The following is an 18,138-nucleotide window of genomic DNA, read 5'->3' on the forward strand; positions in this document are numbered from 1 at the left end:
GAAGCACAATCCAGTGCCGGGTTGAGAGTCAATGTGATAATTTTTGCCATGTAACCAATCCTTTCTAAAATTGAGTAAGCATAACGCGTTCTAAATAAGTCGTTATCACAATATAATGTGCTTTATCCCGGCCAACAAGCTTAATCAACTGCTTTTTAGATGCGCGGCATAGATGTGTTTTAACATCAGGTGCTGAAGGGGAAATAAGGGGCTTGAGCTTTTATGTGCCCCTGAAGATAAACAAATATTGATTGTTCCTTTGCTATCACAGCTTTGTTAACCCTGCCTTAACCTACTCCCCTTTATGCTTGTCAGGTTTATACTAGGAGGCAGGCAGATGGTTTATTCCGGTCAGTTCAAAATTACCCTTATTTCTTTAGCGCTGCTCGGCATTGCCGGCTGCAGTTCAGGCAGCGGCAAGCAGTTTCAGCAGGCGGCTGAAGCGGCAAAAGCAGAGCAGCAAAACTGGCAATATACGCAGTCAGATGCCGTGCAGGTAAAGCAGATAACCGACCTGCTGGCGATTCCGCAGCTCACCTCTCTGATAGAGTCGGCGCTGCTGCAGAATCCCGGGCTGCAGCAAAGTGCAATGGCACTGCAGATCGCCTATGCGCAGCGTGGTGTGACCGCCAGTGATCGTATCCCCCAGCTTTCCGCAGGTTTCACTGCCAGCAATGAAGAGGACAGTGACAGCAGCTACCAAGGAGAGTTGAGCGTCAGCTGGGAGTTGGATTTGTGGCATAAAATAGCTGACGGAATCTCTGCGCTAGAGATGGACAGCGCCAGCACAGCAGCAACCTATCAGGGTGCGCGGGATTTGCTGGCGGCGAACATTATGCGCTCCTGGTTGGAAATTAATCTGCAGCAGCAGCTGATCGGCATTGAAGAGCAGCGCCTGCAGGTACTGGAAAATAACGAAATAATTATTCGCGAGCGCTATCGCTCCGGACTTGGGGAGTTAGAGGAGCTGGATACGGCGAGCAGCAGCAGCGCATCAACCCGTGCAACACTTGCCGACTACCGGGAACAGTTAGCACAAAGCAAGCGCACCTTGTGGCAACTGGTCGGAGTAAGCAGGCAGGCGACAGAGCTGCAGGTCGGAAGCTCATTTCCTGATGTGTTAGAGCCGCTGGCCGGTTTACCCGAGCAGGATTTAGGGCGTCGCCCGGATCTGCAGAGCGCCTATTACAACATTGTGGCCCAGCAGTACCGCACAGACGTCGCCTACAAAGCATTGCTGCCTTCGATTGATCTCTCCGCATCGTTAACTGATCTTGCTTCATCACCAACTGACGCGCTGTTTACCAGTCCGGCATGGGGTCTGCTCGGGCAGCTTACGGCACCCATCTTTCAGGGCGGAGAATTACGTTCACAAATAGAGATAGCGGAATTGACTACCGAGCAGACTTACTGGGCATACCAGGAGACCCTATTAAATGCGGTCAATGAAGTTGAAAATTATCTCGGTCAGGAGCGCTCTCTGGAGAAGCAGGAGCAGCACCTGGATGATGCACTGAGCAGTGCGCAGCGAAGTTTTTCCAACTACCAGACCAAGTACCGCCAGGGGCTGGTGGACATTCTGGATCTTTTATCTGTGCAGCAGCAGACCTTCGATCTGCAGTCCCAGTTGACCGAAACAACTTATAACCGATTAATAAACCGAATTGATTTAGGCCTGGCACTAGGCCTGGGAGTATCGTCATGAAACTTAAAAGAATGCCAATCCTTGTCACATTAGTCTCCGTAGCCTGTCTCGCTGGCGCTGTTACTTATAATAGCGCGCAGATTAAGGCTGCTCATGACCAGCCCGCACAGAAAATATCCGAGCAGGTACAGGCTGAAATGCGCACTTCTCAGGCGCCTAGCGTGGTGGTGCTTGAGGTGCATAGCGGCTCCTACCGGGCAATCGTTAAAGGTTATGGCGAAGCCCTGCCGCGTTACGCAATGACCTTTACTGCGGAAATAAGCGGTAAAGTTGAGCAATTGATGCCGGATTTTGCAACGGGTAATCTGGTTAAAAAAGGCGATATTCTGGCACAACTTGAAAATACCTCCTATCAGCAGGCCGTTGCTCAGGCCAAATCTGATTTGGCTCAGGCTAAGCTGGATCTGCTTGAAGAGCAGAGAACCGCCGATCAGGCGCGTTTAGAGTGGCAACACTCAGGTATGAGCGGAGAGCCTGACTCACCGCTGGTGCTGCATGAGCCGCAATTGGCCGCACAGAAAGCGGCCCTGGAAAATGCCCAATACAGTCTGAAAAAAGCGCAGCAGGATCTTGACAAGACAGTGATAAAAGCACCTTTTGATGCGCTTGTTGTAGAGCAAAATATTCAGCCGGGAAGTTATCTGCAGGCAGGCAGCTCTGTGGCCCAGCTGTACAGTACGGATCGCGTTGAAATTGAGATCCCCTTATCTGCAAAGCAGTGGGCAAACCTGCCGAAAATCACCAATAAAGAACTGCTGCAAACAGAGGCGGATAAATGGCCGGTAACCTTATACAGCGAAGATGGCGGCAGCAGCTGGGAAGGGTATGTGACGCGGATCGAGCAGCATCTTGATGCCACATCCCGGCAGCGTTCTCTGATTGTTGCCGTGGATCGTCCTTTTGACCCGGAGATTGGACTTTTTCCCGGCACATTTGTGCAGGCGCATATTGAAGGTGCGCAGCTGACTAATACCTGGGAGTTACCTGCTTCTGCGATTTCGCAGCAGGGCGAACTGTGGTTCATTACTGAAGGTAACCAGCTGAATAAAGTTGCCGCAAATAAAGTCTTTGAAAAGGCCGGTTCAGTTTACGTTACGCCAATAGCTGCGCTTACTTCAGCCAAAATAATCAAAAGGCCGTTAAGCAGTTATGTGGTCGGGATGCTTGTCGCACCTAAGGTTGAAGGGTAAACACTATGCACAATGCAAAATCAGATTTTAATGAAGGGGTGATCGGCTGGTTTACGCGCAACTCCGTTGCTGCCAATTTACTGTTAATCACGATTATCGTGCTGGGCATTTTTTCCCTCAATGAGCTGCGCAAAGAAGCCTTTCCCAGCCTGGCTCCTGACCGGGTGACGATTTCACTGAGTTATGACAGTGGTGATCCGCAGCAGGCGGAAGAGGGGATTGCGATAAAGATAGAAGAGGCGCTGGAAAGCGTTGCCGGAATCGATACCATCACTTCTACTTCTAATGCCAGCGGCAGTACAGTGGTCGTTGAAAAAGTAAATGATTACCCTCTGGATACGCTTTTTAGCGATATCAAAACCAAGGTCGATGCGATTAATGATTTCCCTTCAGAGGCGGACAACCCGGTTATAGAAAAAGCAACCCGCCAGGATCATGCCATCTGGGTGCAGCTCTACGGTGATGCGGACAGGGCAACCTTTCAGGAGCTGGCTGAAAAGCTGAAATCAGATCTGCTCACTAAACCGGCAATTCGCGATCTGGAGATCAAGGCCAAAGCAGATCCTATGATTGCAGTGGAGCTGGATGAAGCGAAGCTGCAGGCGTACGGCCTGACCTTGTCGAATGTTTCTGATGCAATTAATGCGGAGTCTTCCAGTTCAATAACAACCAGTCTGCGCAATGGTGAAAAAGCGGTGCGTCTGAAAGTGGCGCAACAGGCTTATCAGCAGCAGGAGTTTGCCCATATCCGCGTGCTGACCCTGGCTGATGGTACCAATATCTATCTGGGTGATATTGCCAACGTTCAGGAAACATTCGAGGATGATACTTTTACTTTCTCACGCTATAACCAGCAAAGCGGGATGGCGATTGAGATTGTGATGGATGAATATGGAGACATTACAAAAATCGTCGATCAGGCCAATCAGGTGGTTGATGCATGGAATGCCAGTAATTATCTGCCGGAAAATGTCAAACTGACCACCTGGTATGATTCAAGCTCCATTATCAAGGAGCGTTTGAGCCTGCTGATGAACAATGCCCTCTCCGGTATTGCGTTAGTTTTCATTATCCTGGCGCTTTTTCTGAATATAAGGGTTGCCTTCTGGGTTGCAGCCGGTTTGCCCTTTGTATTTTTCGGTACCCTCTATTTTATGACCGACAGTTATGCCGGCTTAACCATCAATGAGATGACCACCTTTGGTTTTATTATGGCGTTAGGGATAGTGGTTGATGATGCCGTCGTGGTGGGGGAGAGTATCTACTCAACACGGCGGGAAGATGGTGATAGCGTCAGCAATACCATCCGAGGTACACTGAAAGTCGCGGTACCGACAATCTTCGGCGTACTGACCACAGTTGCAGCTTTTGTCGCGGTTGCCAATATACAGGGGCGATTGGGCGAAATTTATGCACAGTTTGCGACAGTTGTAATGATCTGCCTGCTGCTTTCTGTGGTTGAATCCAAGCTTATTCTGCCTTGTCACCTTGCCCATCTTAATACTCACCGCAAGCCAGGAAAAGGGATCTGGTCGCGTATTCAGCATGGCGCCGACGCGGGGCTGCAATGGTTCAGCCATAAGATTTATCGCAGGGCGATAAGCCTGGCATTGCAATACCGTTATGCCGTACTGATCCTGTTTATTGCAATGTTTGTACTGGTTGCCGGCATGCCGCTGACCGGTCAGGTTCGGGTGTCGTTTTTCCCGGATATTGACGGTGATACCGTACGTGGTGAAATCTCCATGTATGATGATGCCAGCTTCGGACAGACCCAAAGCAGCCTGCTCTGGCTGGAAAAGACTGCGCTTCAGGCCGATGCCAATCTGATCCGCAAGTATGGGGAAACAGAGAGTGAAATCCTCAGTTTACAGCTGACCGCGGAAAGCGATAGCGGGGGGGACCTGGCGATTGAACTGGATAGTGACAGTGTTTACCAATCGACTGAACTTATCAGAGAGTGGCGAAAACTGGCGGGGACACCTGAAGGGGTGAAAAAACTCGATATCCAGGCAAAAAAATCGATGGGTGATAACTTTAAGGCTGAAATAAAAGCCTGGGACAGCGAAACCGTGTTTGCTGCGGGTGAAGCGATGAAGGCGAAGCTACAGAGCATCAAAGGGGTCAGCGGGATAGATGATAATATGAGCCCCGGAGAGCCGCAGTATCGTTTTGAACTGACCGAGCAGGGACGGGCATTGGGTATTGAAACCTCCGGTTTGGCCTCGCAGATTTTGCGCTCATTCGGCGGTGCAACGGTGCAGAGCTTCCAGAGAGATAAAGATGAAGTGAGTGTTAAAGTGCGTTATCCGCAAGAGCAGCGCCAGACACTGGCTGATATCATGGAGGCGCGTATCAGAACCTCAGATGGAACCGCAGTGCCTTTAAGCAGTGTTGCCAAGGTGTATAGCGAATATCAGACATCACAGATCACCCGTATCGATAATTTACGGGCTGTCTATGTGACCGCAAGCGTCGATAAAGAGGTGATCGCATCCAATGAGTTAGTGCAGCTGATTCGCAGCGAACTGTTACCTGATTTAATGGCGCAGTATTCCAATCTGCAGATCGATTTTGGCGGTGAGGCTGCACGTCAGGAGGAAACAACCAGTTCGATGGGCAGTATGTTTATGCTGGCAATGATTGCTATCTATGCCCTGCTGGCAATACCCTTAAGATCTTATGTTCAGCCGGTGCTGATCATGATGGCGATCCCTTTTGGTATTGTCGGCGCTATCCTGGGGCATCTGCTTAACGATCTGACCATCAGTATTCTCTCCTTAAATGGTGTTCTGGCACTAAGCGGCGTGGTGGTAAATGACAGTTTGTTACTGGTTTCCCGTTTTAACGAACTGGTCAGAGAAAAGAAAATGGCGGTTAAAGATGCGATATTTGCAGCCTGCACTGGGCGCTTAAGGGCGGTATTGCTGACCTCGTTCACTACTTTTGCCGGATTGGTCCCCTTGCTCAGCGAAACATCGGTGCAGGCGCAGTTTTTGATTCCGGCTGCTGCATCACTGGGTTACGGAATACTCTTTGCCACCCTGATTACGCTGGTACTGATTCCGTCGCTGTTGCTGATTCACCATGAAATAAGTACGATCTGTGTTAACGTTATAAATAAGTTTACTCCGCAAAAAGAGGCATTAACCGAGTGTTAAATTTACTGCTAGTTGAGGATGATATCGATCTGGCGACGGCTGTTATCGATTATCTGGAATTAGAGGAGATCCAGTGTGATCATGCAGCCAATGGTTTGGTCGGGCTCAACCTGATTGAAAAAAACAGCTACCATGCCATTGTTCTGGATCTCAATCTGCCTAAAATGAGCGGCTTAACTGTCTGTGAAACCATGCGCAATAAAGGCATAGATACACCGGTATTGATGTTAACCGCAATGGATACCCTGCAGGATAAAATTACCGGCTTTGACAAAGGAGCCGATGATTATCTGGTCAAGCCTTTCGCCATGCAGGAGCTGATTGTGCGCGTGCAGGCGCTGGCGCGCCGCCGCAGCGGTCAGGTAAACCGTCTTTCTCTGCTGGATCTTGAGTTGGATCTGCAAAAAAAACAGGCTTACCGTAATAAACGCCCCCTCAAACTCTCTCCTATGGCGCTGAAAATATTAGAGGTGCTGATGCGTGAAAGCCCCAATCCGGTATCAAGGGAGACGCTTATTCAAAGCGTCTGGGGAGATGAACAGCCTGATAGCAACAGCTTGAAGGTGCATATTTATAATCTGCGTAAACAGGTGGATGGCGGTGACGTCACTACATTACTGCAGACCATTTCCGGTTACGGATTTGCCCTTAAAGCGGCAGAATGAGGGGTTTATGAAGATCAGACTGAGTATCCGCTACTATTTTCTAGCAGCTATGCTGTTATTAGGCTCCTGCATAGTGATCGCATTTTCAGTGCTCACTGCGAATTACTTCACTGCTGGGCGTGATTCGGTGCTTCATGGCATGATGGTTCGAATGGCGGAAACAGCAGGAGTAAGTGACGGGCATCCCGCAGAGGTGATCGGATTTCAAATCTCCAGTCGCTGGCAGGACTTATCCCCGGAAATTCAGCAGATGTTTGTAGTGCCTGCAAGCGTGCCTTTTCAGCTGGAAAAGAAAATCGATGACCCCTTTATTTTTGCGCCGCCTAAAGCCGGTTACTTTGTGATGCATGTTGTCAATGCAAAGGGAGAGAAGCGTTATGTCGCAAATATTTTTGACCATAATTTTCCGGCAAAGCTACCTAAAAAAGGTTTTCCCCATTTTGCCTGGATCGCCATTTTCGGGTTAGGTGCTATTGCCATCTTCTCATTGCTGCTGTTATTGATTATGCGGACTATTGCAGCGCCCGTCGAATCGCTGCGTCATTGGGCGCGTTCGTTAAATGAGAAAAACCTGCAGCAGTCACCGCCGGATTTTGGTTATAAGGAGTTGAATACACTCGCGCAAATTATCCATCGCAGTTTACATACAGTGCAGGAAAGCCTGGATCGCGAGCATGAATTTTTACGTTATGCCAGCCATGAATTACGTACACCCATCGCGGTGATCCGCACTAATGTGGAACTGCTGCGCAAGATAAATGAACGAGAGCAGATGAGCGGTAAGCAGAAAGCTGTTGTTGAACGTATTGAGCGGGCGGGTTTTACCATGAGTCACCTTACTGAAACATTGTTATGGCTTAGCCGAGATAATCAGATATCACCGGCACTGCGGACAATTCAGCTTAATCAGCTGGTGTTGAATTTAACCGAAGAGCTGCACTATTTACTGCAGGGAAAATCCGTAGAGGTGCAGGTAAAAACCTCCGATTGTGCGCTTGAGTTGCCGGAAACCGCCTGCCGTATTGTCTTAACCAACCTGATTCGTAACGCCTATCAGCACACCCAAAGCGGTCTGGTCTCCATTGTGCAGAATCAGCATCAGGTAAGTATACAAAACGTTAATAGCGACAGTGGCGAGGAGGGGAACAGCAGCAGTGAACTGGGTTTTGGGCTGGGGTTAAAGCTGACCGAGAAGCTGATCCGGCAATTCAACTGGCAATACCACAGTCAGGTAGAGCCGCAGGGGCATAAGGTTGAGGTTACTTTTAGCTGAGTAAAATTAATGCCTTGCGTGATTTCATAACATGCAGTGTAGTGTCACGAGTTTCGAGTTTCGAGTTTCGAGTTTCGAGTGGATCAGTTGGGACTTTTTTGTAGTTGAAAGGGCGAATAAAGGGGCTATTAAAATTATTACCTCCGGTTTTGCCGGAGGTAGGTTACTTATTGTATTATTGCTGCACTATCAGCTGAATGCCGGCCACGCAGCAAAGGGCTGCTTCTCAAAGATCATTTCCCCCTGATCATCCTGATGAATATTGATCCACGCCTGCCAGTTTTCATAATCGATATCCGGACAGTCCAGTCGGTAATGACTGCAGCGGCTTTCGGTACGCATAATCGAGGCTTTCAGCTTCATCTCCGCAGTGATAATCATATTTTCCGTTTCGTGGGCAAGACGCAGCTTGTGCAGATCATCGGCCATTAACATCGGGACATGATGCTCTTTCAGCTCTTCAACATAAGCAAGGGCGGCCTGCATCATACGCTCTTTTTTAATGTATAAAACAAAGTTCGGGATCATGATTCCCTGCAAAACCTGCGTTACCCACGCCGGGCTATAACCATGCTCACGTTGTAACGGTGCTAAGATCTCTTCCTTAACCTGTGCTAGTTTCTGCTCTGTTACTGTCACTAGATTAACGGTTTTACAGGCTTTAGCCGCGGCTTCACCTGCAAAGCTGCCTTGTACGCAGGAGCCGGCAGCCGAGCCGCCAATCTGCGTGTAGATACCACCGGACATATAGGAGCCAAGCGCATCACCGGCAGCATATAAGCCGGGAACAGTACTCAATCCGGTTTCGTCTATCGGCACAATACCTTCAGATTTATGGATTGCCATGCCGGCGGTCGAACCGCCTACCTGCTCGCCGCCCATCCCCGGAGGACCCTGATGGCCTTTTTTGCTGAATATGGATAATAGACCTCCCTGTTGAGGTGGTGGCGGCATATCCGTCATTCGAAATGCCGGTGGGGTGTAAGGGCCACCAGAGCTTTCCGGTGCTGCGCTTTCTCCCGGTTTTTGGCCTTGCGGTGGGCCCATAATGACCGGGGCACCGGTGGTATAGGCCTGGTAGTTCATGTCCACGCCAAGGTGGTGGTTGACCTGTGTTGAAGTGGTCGAGGGTTTCTCTTCAATCTGCCCATGCCAGTTATCGTAGCAGGAACCTGAGTTGACTGCAGATCCCGGATGACCGTCATTCCACTCCTTACCCGTGACCTTAGCACCAATCTTATAGGCCATAATGGTGCCGTCATGGGTCAGGTCGCATACCGGGAATCCGCTCGGTTTAAAACCACCGGAACCGGTACAAAGGACAACAGTTTTAGCTTTAAAATGGATCACCTTGTTTTCATTCAGACTGAAACCGGAAGCTCCGACAACCCGGCCTTTTTCTTTTAACAGATGGGTTACCATAACCCGTTCGACCAGCGGAATATTGCGCTCTTCTATCGGCTTCATAAAGCTGTTGCGGCATAAAGCGGAGTCAAAAAATCCCCATGATTTTAGCTCCTGCACCCGATCATAGGAGTGCTCGGCCAATTGACGGGTAAATACCGGGTTATTGGTGCCGATGGCCGATTCTGAAACCTTGGCAACAAACTCATCGATGCTCATCGATGCAGTATTGGGATCATAGCTGAATACTCCTTTGGCAAAAGGTGTTAACCCGGATCTGCCCAGGCTGCCTTTGCTGACCATCATCACTTTAGCACCGGCATCGTGCGCTTTGACAGCGGCAAACAGCCCGGCAAAACCGCCACCGATAACCAGTACATCGGTTTCCTGATGTTCAACGTTAAACTCTTTACTTTTAATTTTTGCTTTGTTTTCGCTTGGTGCTGCGCTTAAAGACATAGAGCCGGCGAGTGCTGATGCACCGATAATACCACCGGCAATCCCGATAAATTGGCGACGGGAGAGGTTCATTTTTTCTGTCATCTGTTTTATCTCCATGAAACCATCACAGGGATGGTTTTTTCCGGGTTAATAGTGATCGCGTCGACCGGGCAATATAAGCGGCATAAATGGCAAATTTGGCAATCTTCCGGATACGCGATAAATGCTCTGCTTTTCTGCTGATCAAATTGAATCACATCGGTGGGACAGCTTTCCACGCAGGCTTTACAACCGATACAGCCGGCAATTTCATGAATGGCCATGGTATTGTTCCTTCTAAAAAATTTGTTAAAACGACAATTGTTCGTAATGAATATTTGAATTATTTATTCTTAGCTCCTGCAGGCTTTTTCTGACCGCAGCGATCATCGGTTTAGGACCACATAGATAAACAGCCCATTGCTCAGACTGGCTCAGGTCGATATTATTTTCGATGCATTGTTTATCGATAACGCCTGTGTAAATGTCATTTTGATCAGTTTCTTCCTGACACACGAGCTGCAGTTTAAAGTCAGCCATCTGCTGCTCGAAAGCCTTTAGAGCATCGAGTAAGACCATTTGATCTAAACGATTATTGCCATAAATAAAGCGCACCGGGCGGGTTTCATTTTTTGCGGCCAGGCCGCGTAACAGACTTAGCATCGGGCCGAGTCCGGCGCCGCCGGCAATCAATGTGATGCCAGTTGCTTTATTACTGTCATTGAGGCTCATACTGCCGTAAGGCCCGTCAATATAAACCTGTTGTCCGGGGATTAAGTCACCAAGACTTGAGGTGTAATCACCAAGCTCTCTGATAATAAATGAAACTTGCGGCAGGTCATCTCTGCAGGATGCAATGGAAAACGGGTGTTCACTGACACCATGGAGTGACTTGCTGGTATTCAGCCAGATAAATTGTCCTGGTTCAAAATAGAAGGAATCGCCTATCTGCTTTTCTACCGTGACTTGCCAATCACTGCTGCTGACACGCGTGACATCGTTAAGGGTAAAAGGCTGGCGCTTGAGTCGGGTTGGTTTAACCAGATAATTGTAGGCAACCATTGCCAGAGAAAAGGAACACAGCGCCCACCAAAGCAAGTTGAAGTTTGATTGAAATTGTCCGTGACTGCCGACCGAGGTGACATGTAACGTGGCAAAAACGGCAATAGCGACAAACCCCAGCAGATGCCCTAAACGCCAGGTCTCATAACTGATTGGAAGCTTGTCTTTATAGATAGAAAGCATTACCCAGAGGATCATTGCCACCCATGCAATAATGCCGGTCAGCATCTGCGGTGCGGTAATCACATCAATTAAGCTGGTCATGCCATCAGCAAAAGAGACCAAAAAGCGCGGAGCAAGAATAAGAACAGGGTGAACAAGGAAGACAATACCTAACCATTTGCCAATTTTTTTATGGCGGGCAATACTCCAGTCAATATTCGAAAATAAAGAAAGTTGTTTAAGCCGGCTGGCAAGTGGAAACTGAATAAAAAAAGCCATCATGGCAAGCATATTAACAACGGTTAATATTGTGGCGTAAACAGTTTTAGAATCCATATCTAACATTTGTGCAGCACAAAAGGGAATGAATAATAAAATGAGATAGCCAAGGGATAGTTTAGGTTTTTTTCCTAACAGAAAGCGTAATTTAGCTTTTTGTTTGGAAGTGCTTACTGTCTGAGTAGTCATCTTTAACTCCAGGGCGATTGCAGTAATAAGAAATTAACCACAACAATAACAGGGGCGGGGTTAAGAGAGGGTTAATGACTGTAAATCGGCATTTTCTGCTTCACTCTGATATTTTGAGCAAATTTACAATGCCTTTAACCTCCTTAATTTTTCCACATTTTCTCCATAAAAAGTGTTGTTCAATTATCTATAATTAAAGCTACAAATACACTTACCCAAAACAAGGTTGTTTAGTTTTTAAGGAAAGTTAATGAAACGTATTAATTTAATTATTCCGGTTACTTTTACTCTGCTGACTCTGCTGTGGTTTTCAGCTGAAAACTTCGATAAGCTCACTTGGTCTTATTTTTCTATTAGAAGCTTTGTCGTGCAGTACAGCGGTATTTTAGCTATTTCGGCAATGAGTATCGCCATGATCCTGGCATTACGATTGCGCCCTGTTGAAAGATTTACCAGAGGGTTAGACAAGTCATACCGGTTACATAAATGGCTGGGTATTTGTTGCTTAGTCGTGGCCACCATCCATTGGTTTTGGGCCAAGGGCAGCAAATATATGGTCTCTCTCGGTCTATTGGAAAAACCAGGCAGAAGTGGCAATGCAATTGGCAGCGGTCTTGGTAATGGGCCTGGAAATGGTGCAGGAGCCGGACTGGGTGACGGTGCAGGCAGAGGTACAGCGGATTTAACAACCATTGAAGGCATGTTTACCAGCCTGCGCCATTTTGCTGAATCAGTAGGTGAGTGGGGATTTTATTTGCTGGTGGCACTGATTATTATCGCATTGCTAAAAACCATCCGTTATTCCAGCTTTTTAAATACACATAAAATTATGTCGGTGGTGTATTTATTGCTCGTCTTCCACAGCATTATATTAATCGATTTTGCTTACTGGCAAGTGCCTATCGGCTGGGTTGTGGCTGGGTTGATTGCAGTCGGCTCCTGGGCCGCGATTTACAGTCTTGCGGGCAGAATAGGCAGTAAAAATAAGGTGCGGGGAAAAATAGAAGCATTTCATTTATATGAAAATAACCGGGTTTTAGATATTACCATTAATACTCAACAAGCCTGGCAGGGACATAATCCCGGGCAGTTTGCTTTTGTGCAGTTCAAAGGTGAGGAAGCGCATCCTTTTACTATCGCTTCGGTTAATAATAACAGCGGACGTATCCGTTTTCAGGTTAAAGGGATCGGTGATTTTACAAATAACCTTAATCATAATTTAAAGATCAATGATGACGTAATAGTGGAAGGCCCTTACGGATATTTCAACTTCAAATCGACAACTGAGCGTCAGATTTGGGTGGCGGGGGGGATAGGCATTGCTGCATTTACCGCTCAACTGCAGAGCCTGGCTGAAAACCCGCGGTCAAAAGAAGTGGATCTGTTTTATTGTACCCAATGCCCTGACAGTGAGTTTATTGAGCATATTAAAACACTCGCTAAGCAGGCGAATATAAAGTTACATGTCATCGATACGAATGTGGATGGTTTTTTAACTGCGCAGCATATTTGCGACAGGGTAAGCCGCTGGGAGAAGTCAGATATCTGGTTTTGCGGTCCGAGCAATTTTGCAAAGAATCTGCAGAATAGTTTTGCCCGGTTGGGGTTAAAAGCTAATAACTTCCATAATGAGTTATTTGAGATGCGCTAAGCGATAACAACTACGCCAATCTTTGATTGGCGCATCTTGCTGTTATCTTTTGCCTATTGAGCCAATGATAATTTCGGTGCGCTGTTCATATTAGCGGTGTTTTTCTCAGACCACAGGGTCATAAAATCCGAGGTTAATTTTTGTTCAATAGCCAGTGCTTTATCCGTTGGGCAAAATATTGTAAAACGTACTTGAATGTGGCCGAGCTCCGATGTTGAAACTTGGATATGCGGTTCAGGTCCTGCAATTTTGACTTCCAGACGGTTTTCAATGAGGTGGTTGTAACGCACAGCAACCTCATTAAAGTCAGAGCAGTATTGGTTAGCATTTTCATACAGCGCATCAATGAACTCAAAAGGATTGACATTGCCTTCACGTACAATGGTAAAGTGATGCATGGCATATCTTTTAAGAAAGTTTAGATTTTTTATGGCGGCTGTTATCAATTGGCTGTTCGGCAGGTACAAGGTTTTGCCCGTGTATTGATAGTCTTCAATATTCACTTCCAACAGGGTTAATTTAGCCCAGTCCGTTGAATGCACTTCGCCGTAATATTTGCCGACTTGTATCCAGTCGCCAATACGGAAAGGGCGACTGGAAAGAATGTATACGAAGCCAATGAAGCATTGGATAAACTCTCTGGTTGCCAGCACGATAGCAACAATAAATGCCGCAATAGAAAAAGCAAATTTCTGAATTTCTACAGACCAGACATTAAAAATAATGATGATCACTGCGATGGTGAAAATATTGTTAGCCATGTTGACTCTTAAGCGTTTGTTCTGGTTGAATTTTCGCTTGATCAGCTTGACTATCAATAACTTAATAAGAACAACAGCACCGATTAAGGCTGCGGTAAATAAGATTTTATTCTCAATTAAGTACTCAAATAACATAACGTTCATAAAAATATTTTTTAATCTTTAACCACTGAAAAAATAATATTGAGAGCTCACCTTCTGCATTCTCCGGTGCCCAATACCCACATCATTACCATTAAATTTAGCGATAATATTTGAAACACGGATTTTATCATAACAATAAGGGTTTGTTTGCATTAGATTACGGTATAAACAAAAACGGCTGATTTTTCAAATATCAGAATTGAAATTATCTATCCTCAGGGAGTTATGGGTATAATAGTTAGACTGGCTTTCGCAAATGCTATATTTGCCTGATTTACCAGACGTCAAATAATTATTGGATTTTCTATGAAGCATCAACAAGCGGTTTATTTACAGGAGATGGGGATCACCCGCTGGCAAGTGCGTAAACCTGAGTTATTCCTTCACGCGCCAAATGCCGGTGGCGTTGATTTAAGCCATTATTCTCTTCTGCTGATTGCTTGTGAAAATGATTTTTCCCATCCTCTTCTGGCTAATATATTAACGGCCTTTCACTTTAAACCAAGTGACGTATATTGCTGCTCAATGGCCCGGTTTGAAAATCAGCAGGGCCCTTTACCTGATTTTATCTGGTCAACCCTGGGGAAAATTGATCAGCCTCGTGGGCATAAGTTAATAACCTCTCCCGCCATAACAAGCCTGGTTGATGATGCTCAGGCCAAAAAAGCATTATGGCGGCAGTTTTGTGCGCTTAATCAGTGAGTGTTAAAGATAGGTTATGATAAAAACCGCCTCAATAAAAAACAATATGGAAAGCCGCATGCCTGTGCAGTTAATTGAAAAAGAAAAGATACAAATAGTACCAATGGGACTTGCTGATATAGCAAGCGTTTTGCAACTGGAAATACGCTGCCATAGCCATCCGTGGTCAGAAAAGATATTTTTAAGTAACTTTGGCAAGCGTTATTTTAATCATCTGCTGTTAATTGAAAATCAAGTATTGGGTTATTTTGTTGCCAGCTCGGTTGCCGGTGAGGTGACCTTAATGAACCTCGCGATTGCACCGGAAATGCAGGGGCAGGGGCTGGGGGCGAGGTTGTTAACCTTTTTACAGGATTATTCGCGGACTAACAATGAAGAGCAGATCTGGCTGGAGGTGCGCGCTTCTAATATTAATGCGCTAACGCTTTATCATAAATTGGGTTTTGTTGAGGTGGATAGACGTAAAGATTATTATCCCAGTGAAAATGGCCGGGAAGATGCGCTTATTATGTGTTGTTACCTGTAAAACCATCGCGCGCTACTATCTGTTCAACCTTGCTGGTTAAAATCAATAAAAACAGCGTTGTTTTCAATCCCAATAGTGAGTTGTTGGCCAACCGGACGCCTTGTTCTTATTCATTTTTCCTATGCAATTTTTGTCCATTTATTTAAATATTCATTCACTTTGAAGAACGAGAAATAGATTATGATTTCAAAAAATCAGTTAAAACTTATCCATGCACTTGAGCAAAAAAAACAACGTAAAAAGCATGGTTTGTTTTTAGTTCAGGGTGAAAAAAATGTGGGAGAATTATTTGACTCATCTTTTTCCATTAAACAACTTTTTGCGACCAGCCACTATATCAATAAAAACAGCAGGGTGCTGGCAGAGCAAGGGCTTGTGGCTATTACCGTTGAGGCAACGGAAGAAGAGCTGAAAAAAGCGGGTACGTTAGTATCCAATAACAGCGTGCTTGCGGTGGCTGAATGCCAAACGATGCCAGTTCCGCAAATCCAAAGCAATGAGCTGATACTGGTACTGGATCAGGTTGGTGATCCCGGCAATTTAGGGACTATTATTCGCGTTGCAGACTGGTACGGAATCAAACATATCATCTGCAGTCCGGACTGCGCTGATTTTTATAATCCCAAAGTGATTGCTGCCAGTATGGGGTCATTTGCACGAATCCAGGTGAGTCATACGGATTTATCTGAATATTTAAGTAAGCAGTCTGCGCCGGTTTACGGGGCTTTCCTGGAAGGGGAAAACATCCATAAAGCGCCTTTAAGCAAGAGCGGCTATATCGTTATGGGCAGTGAATCTCATGGTATTTCTCTTGAGGTTGCAAAGTTTATAACAGATAAAATAACTATCCCGAACTTTGGACAAGCTGAATCACTTAATGTGGCGATGGCGACGGGAATTATTCTGGATAATTTTAAACGCTGATGGCTGATTATGAGTGGAAGTACCTATCTCGCTGATAATTTTAGATGATCTTTAATTCTCCTGTGCACTTTTTGCATAAATATTTGGCCCCTTTTAAAATTTTATTATGACGTCTTATGCTCAGCAGGTGGCGGGTACAATCACATTGGTAGGCAAATTGTCTGCCGATGACATCTTTAATATCCAATGCATGAGTAGTCAGTGCCGGGCAATTGAATACTGCCTGCATCACATATTGCCACTCTTTTCCATGCGGGCGAACTTTTCCATATTGCTGGTAAACTATCAAATGGGCGACTTCATGAGCCACAACCTGCTCAATAAAGGTTTCTCTGTTTTGCGCGTATAGGATCGGGTTGAATTTTATTATATTACGCTGCAGATGCGCCGTGCCCGCACTTTTTCCCCGTTGGTTAAACAGGTAAGCGGGGCGCTGAAAAGGGCGATCAAAAAAGCACTCGGCCAAAAGGAAACAATCTTCACCTTTAACTTCGAGTGCTTTTTTATCTTGATAACTGAGCATCTGCTGCTTTAATTACAAATTAAAACGCAGCGGCTTTAAGATCTTCAACTTTATCTAATGCTTCCCATGGGAACTCTTCACGACCAAAGTGCCCATAAGCTGCCGTTTTTTGATAAATTGGCTGAATCAGATCCAGCATTTCGATAAGTCCGTACGGACGAAGGTCAAAATGCTCACGTACCAATTTGATAATTAAATCTTTTTTCACTTTTTCTGTGCCGAAGGTTTCAACGCTGATTGATGTTGGCTCAGCCACACCGATAGCATAAGAAACTTGGATCTCACAACGATCCGCAAGCCCGGCTGCGACAATATTTTTTGCAACATAACGCGCTGCATATGCCGCACTACGGTCAACTTTTGATGGATCTTTACCTGAGAAAGCACCGCCGCCATGGCGCGCCGTACCGCCATAGGTATCAACAATAATTTTACGGCCGGTAAGACCGCAATCACCTACCGGACCACCGATTACAAAACGGCCGGTCGGGTTAATAAAGTACTTAGTCCGCGCTGTCAACAGCTCTGCCGGTAAGACAGGTTTAATGATCTCTTCCATTACCGCTTCAATCAGATCATCCTGCTGAATCTCTTCAGAGTGTTGTGTGGACAATACTACGGCATCAATACCGACAATTTTACCGTGATCATAAGCAAAGGTAACCTGGCTTTTAGCATCAGGACGTAACCACGGTAAAATTTTATGTTTACGTACCTTAGCCTGACGTTTTACCAGACGGTGTGCATAGGTAATTGGAGCCGGCATATACACATCGGTTTCATTGGTTGCATAACCAAACATTAATCCCTGGTCACCAGCACCTTGTTCACGCGGATCGCTTCGGTCCACACCCTGGTTAATATCGGGAGATTGTTTACCGACAACATTTAAAACGGCACAGGAATCAGCATCAAAGCCCATTTCTGAACTGGTGTAACCTATTTCACGCACGGTATTACGAGTGATCTCTTCGATATCAACCCAGGCATCAGTAGTTATTTCGCCGCCGACCATTACCATGCCGGTTTTTACATAGGTCTCACAAGCAACGCGTGCTTTTTTATCTTGTTTTAAAATTGCATCAAGTACCGCATCTGAAATTTGATCGGCGATTTTATCTGGATGACCTTCAGATACTGATTCTGAAGTAAATAAGTCACGTGACATGTGAGCTCCTAGCTGGTTACAAAGTGATAGTTTTGGATGTTTTTACATCTAGACGTCTATAATACATTTTTTTGCGATGGAAAACACCTTAATTATTTAATCTGCAGTGATTAACAGCCTATGAACCTATTTCCCCTTTTACAAAAGAGGGATTATTATTTATAAAATA

15 protein-coding genes are annotated in these 18,138 nt (G+C 46.0%); 9 read left to right on the top strand and 6 right to left on the bottom strand.

The annotated features are described in order from the left end of the window. Positions 1 to 337 precede the first annotated feature (337 nt). Genes ABZA00_RS05840 through ABZA00_RS05860 form a run of 5 tightly spaced genes read left to right on the top strand, consistent with a single transcriptional unit; the run spans position 338 to position 7,994 of the window. Complete coding sequence (locus tag ABZA00_RS05840; protein ID WP_372881208.1) at positions 338 to 1,705, top strand: TolC family protein; 1,368 nt, start codon at positions 338 to 340, stop codon at positions 1,703 to 1,705. Continuing rightward, complete coding sequence (locus ABZA00_RS05845; protein WP_372881209.1) at positions 1,702 to 2,895, top strand: efflux RND transporter periplasmic adaptor subunit; 1,194 nt, start codon at positions 1,702 to 1,704, stop codon at positions 2,893 to 2,895. The genes ABZA00_RS05840 and ABZA00_RS05845 overlap by 4 nt, the downstream gene beginning before the upstream one ends. A 5-nt stretch (positions 2,896 to 2,900) precedes the next feature. Next, entirely contained in the window at positions 2,901 to 6,056 is a 3,156-nt protein-coding gene (locus ABZA00_RS05850; protein ID WP_372881210.1) for an efflux RND transporter permease subunit, read from the top strand. Then, complete coding sequence (locus tag ABZA00_RS05855; protein ID WP_372881211.1) at positions 6,050 to 6,721, top strand: response regulator transcription factor; 672 nt, start codon at positions 6,050 to 6,052, stop codon at positions 6,719 to 6,721. The genes ABZA00_RS05850 and ABZA00_RS05855 overlap by 7 nt, the downstream gene beginning before the upstream one ends. Positions 6,722 to 6,728: 7 nt before the next feature. Continuing rightward, positions 6,729 to 7,994 carry a sensor histidine kinase gene (locus ABZA00_RS05860; protein ID WP_372881212.1) on the top strand — a complete coding sequence of 422 codons (1,266 nt, stop codon included), beginning with the start codon at positions 6,729 to 6,731 and terminating at the stop codon, positions 7,992 to 7,994. A gap of 189 nt (positions 7,995 to 8,183) precedes the next feature. On the opposite strand, the gene ABZA00_RS05865 is transcribed toward ABZA00_RS05860, so the two are convergent. The 3 genes from ABZA00_RS05865 to ABZA00_RS05875 are packed head-to-tail and all read right to left on the bottom strand — an operon-like array spanning position 8,184 to position 11,570. Continuing rightward, positions 8,184 to 9,941: an FAD-binding protein gene (locus tag ABZA00_RS05865; protein WP_372881213.1), complete on the bottom strand. Its 1,758-nt coding sequence runs from the start codon at positions 9,939 to 9,941 to the stop codon at positions 8,184 to 8,186. A 5-nt stretch (positions 9,942 to 9,946) separates the two neighbouring features. Beyond that, complete coding sequence (locus tag ABZA00_RS05870; RefSeq protein WP_372881214.1) at positions 9,947 to 10,162, bottom strand: ferredoxin family protein; 216 nt, start codon at positions 10,160 to 10,162, stop codon at positions 9,947 to 9,949. Between the two features lie 25 nt (positions 10,163 to 10,187). Then, complete coding sequence (locus ABZA00_RS05875; RefSeq protein ID WP_372881215.1) at positions 10,188 to 11,570, bottom strand: ferric reductase-like transmembrane domain-containing protein; 1,383 nt, start codon at positions 11,568 to 11,570, stop codon at positions 10,188 to 10,190. Between the two features lie 250 nt (positions 11,571 to 11,820). Here ABZA00_RS05875 and ABZA00_RS05880 point away from each other — a divergent pair, with 250 nt between their 5' ends. Next, entirely contained in the window at positions 11,821 to 13,221 is a 1,401-nt protein-coding gene (locus ABZA00_RS05880; protein ID WP_372881216.1) for a ferric reductase-like transmembrane domain-containing protein, read from the top strand. A gap of 53 nt (positions 13,222 to 13,274) precedes the next feature. Here ABZA00_RS05880 and ABZA00_RS05885 read toward each other — a convergent pair whose 3' ends face one another. Beyond that, positions 13,275 to 14,117: a mechanosensitive ion channel family protein gene (locus tag ABZA00_RS05885; protein WP_372881217.1), complete on the bottom strand. Its 843-nt coding sequence runs from the start codon at positions 14,115 to 14,117 to the stop codon at positions 13,275 to 13,277. A 315-nt stretch (positions 14,118 to 14,432) separates the two neighbouring features. On the opposite strand from ABZA00_RS05885, the gene ABZA00_RS05890 reads away from it, so the two are divergent. The 3 genes from ABZA00_RS05890 (at position 14,433) to ABZA00_RS05900 (ending at position 16,278) form a co-directional block, all read left to right on the top strand. Beyond that, the gene (locus ABZA00_RS05890) at positions 14,433 to 14,828 is read left to right on the top strand and encodes a DNA polymerase III subunit psi (protein WP_372881218.1); all 396 of its coding nucleotides are present in this window, start codon (positions 14,433 to 14,435) and stop codon (positions 14,826 to 14,828) included. A 16-nt stretch (positions 14,829 to 14,844) separates the two neighbouring features. Next, positions 14,845 to 15,354: a ribosomal protein S18-alanine N-acetyltransferase gene (gene rimI / locus ABZA00_RS05895; RefSeq protein ID WP_372881219.1), complete on the top strand. Its 510-nt coding sequence runs from the start codon at positions 14,845 to 14,847 to the stop codon at positions 15,352 to 15,354. Between the two features lie 180 nt (positions 15,355 to 15,534). Next, a complete protein-coding gene (locus ABZA00_RS05900; protein ID WP_372881220.1) occupies positions 15,535 to 16,278 on the top strand; it encodes an RNA methyltransferase in 744 nt (247 codons plus the stop codon). Positions 16,279 to 16,318: 40 nt separating this feature from the next. Here ABZA00_RS05900 and ABZA00_RS05905 read toward each other — a convergent pair whose 3' ends face one another. Both ABZA00_RS05905 and metK read right to left on the bottom strand, forming a co-directional pair. Next, positions 16,319 to 16,801, bottom strand: coding sequence for a SprT family zinc-dependent metalloprotease (locus ABZA00_RS05905; RefSeq protein WP_372881221.1), 483 nt, complete (start codon positions 16,799 to 16,801; stop codon positions 16,319 to 16,321). A 19-nt stretch (positions 16,802 to 16,820) separates the two neighbouring features. Continuing rightward, entirely contained in the window at positions 16,821 to 17,969 is a 1,149-nt protein-coding gene (gene metK / locus ABZA00_RS05910) for a methionine adenosyltransferase (protein WP_372881222.1), read from the bottom strand. Between the last annotated feature and the right edge of the window lie 169 nt (positions 17,970 to 18,138).

The organism is Psychromonas sp. (assembly GCF_041586535.1).
GTDB lineage: Bacteria > Pseudomonadota > Gammaproteobacteria > Enterobacterales > Psychromonadaceae > Psychromonas.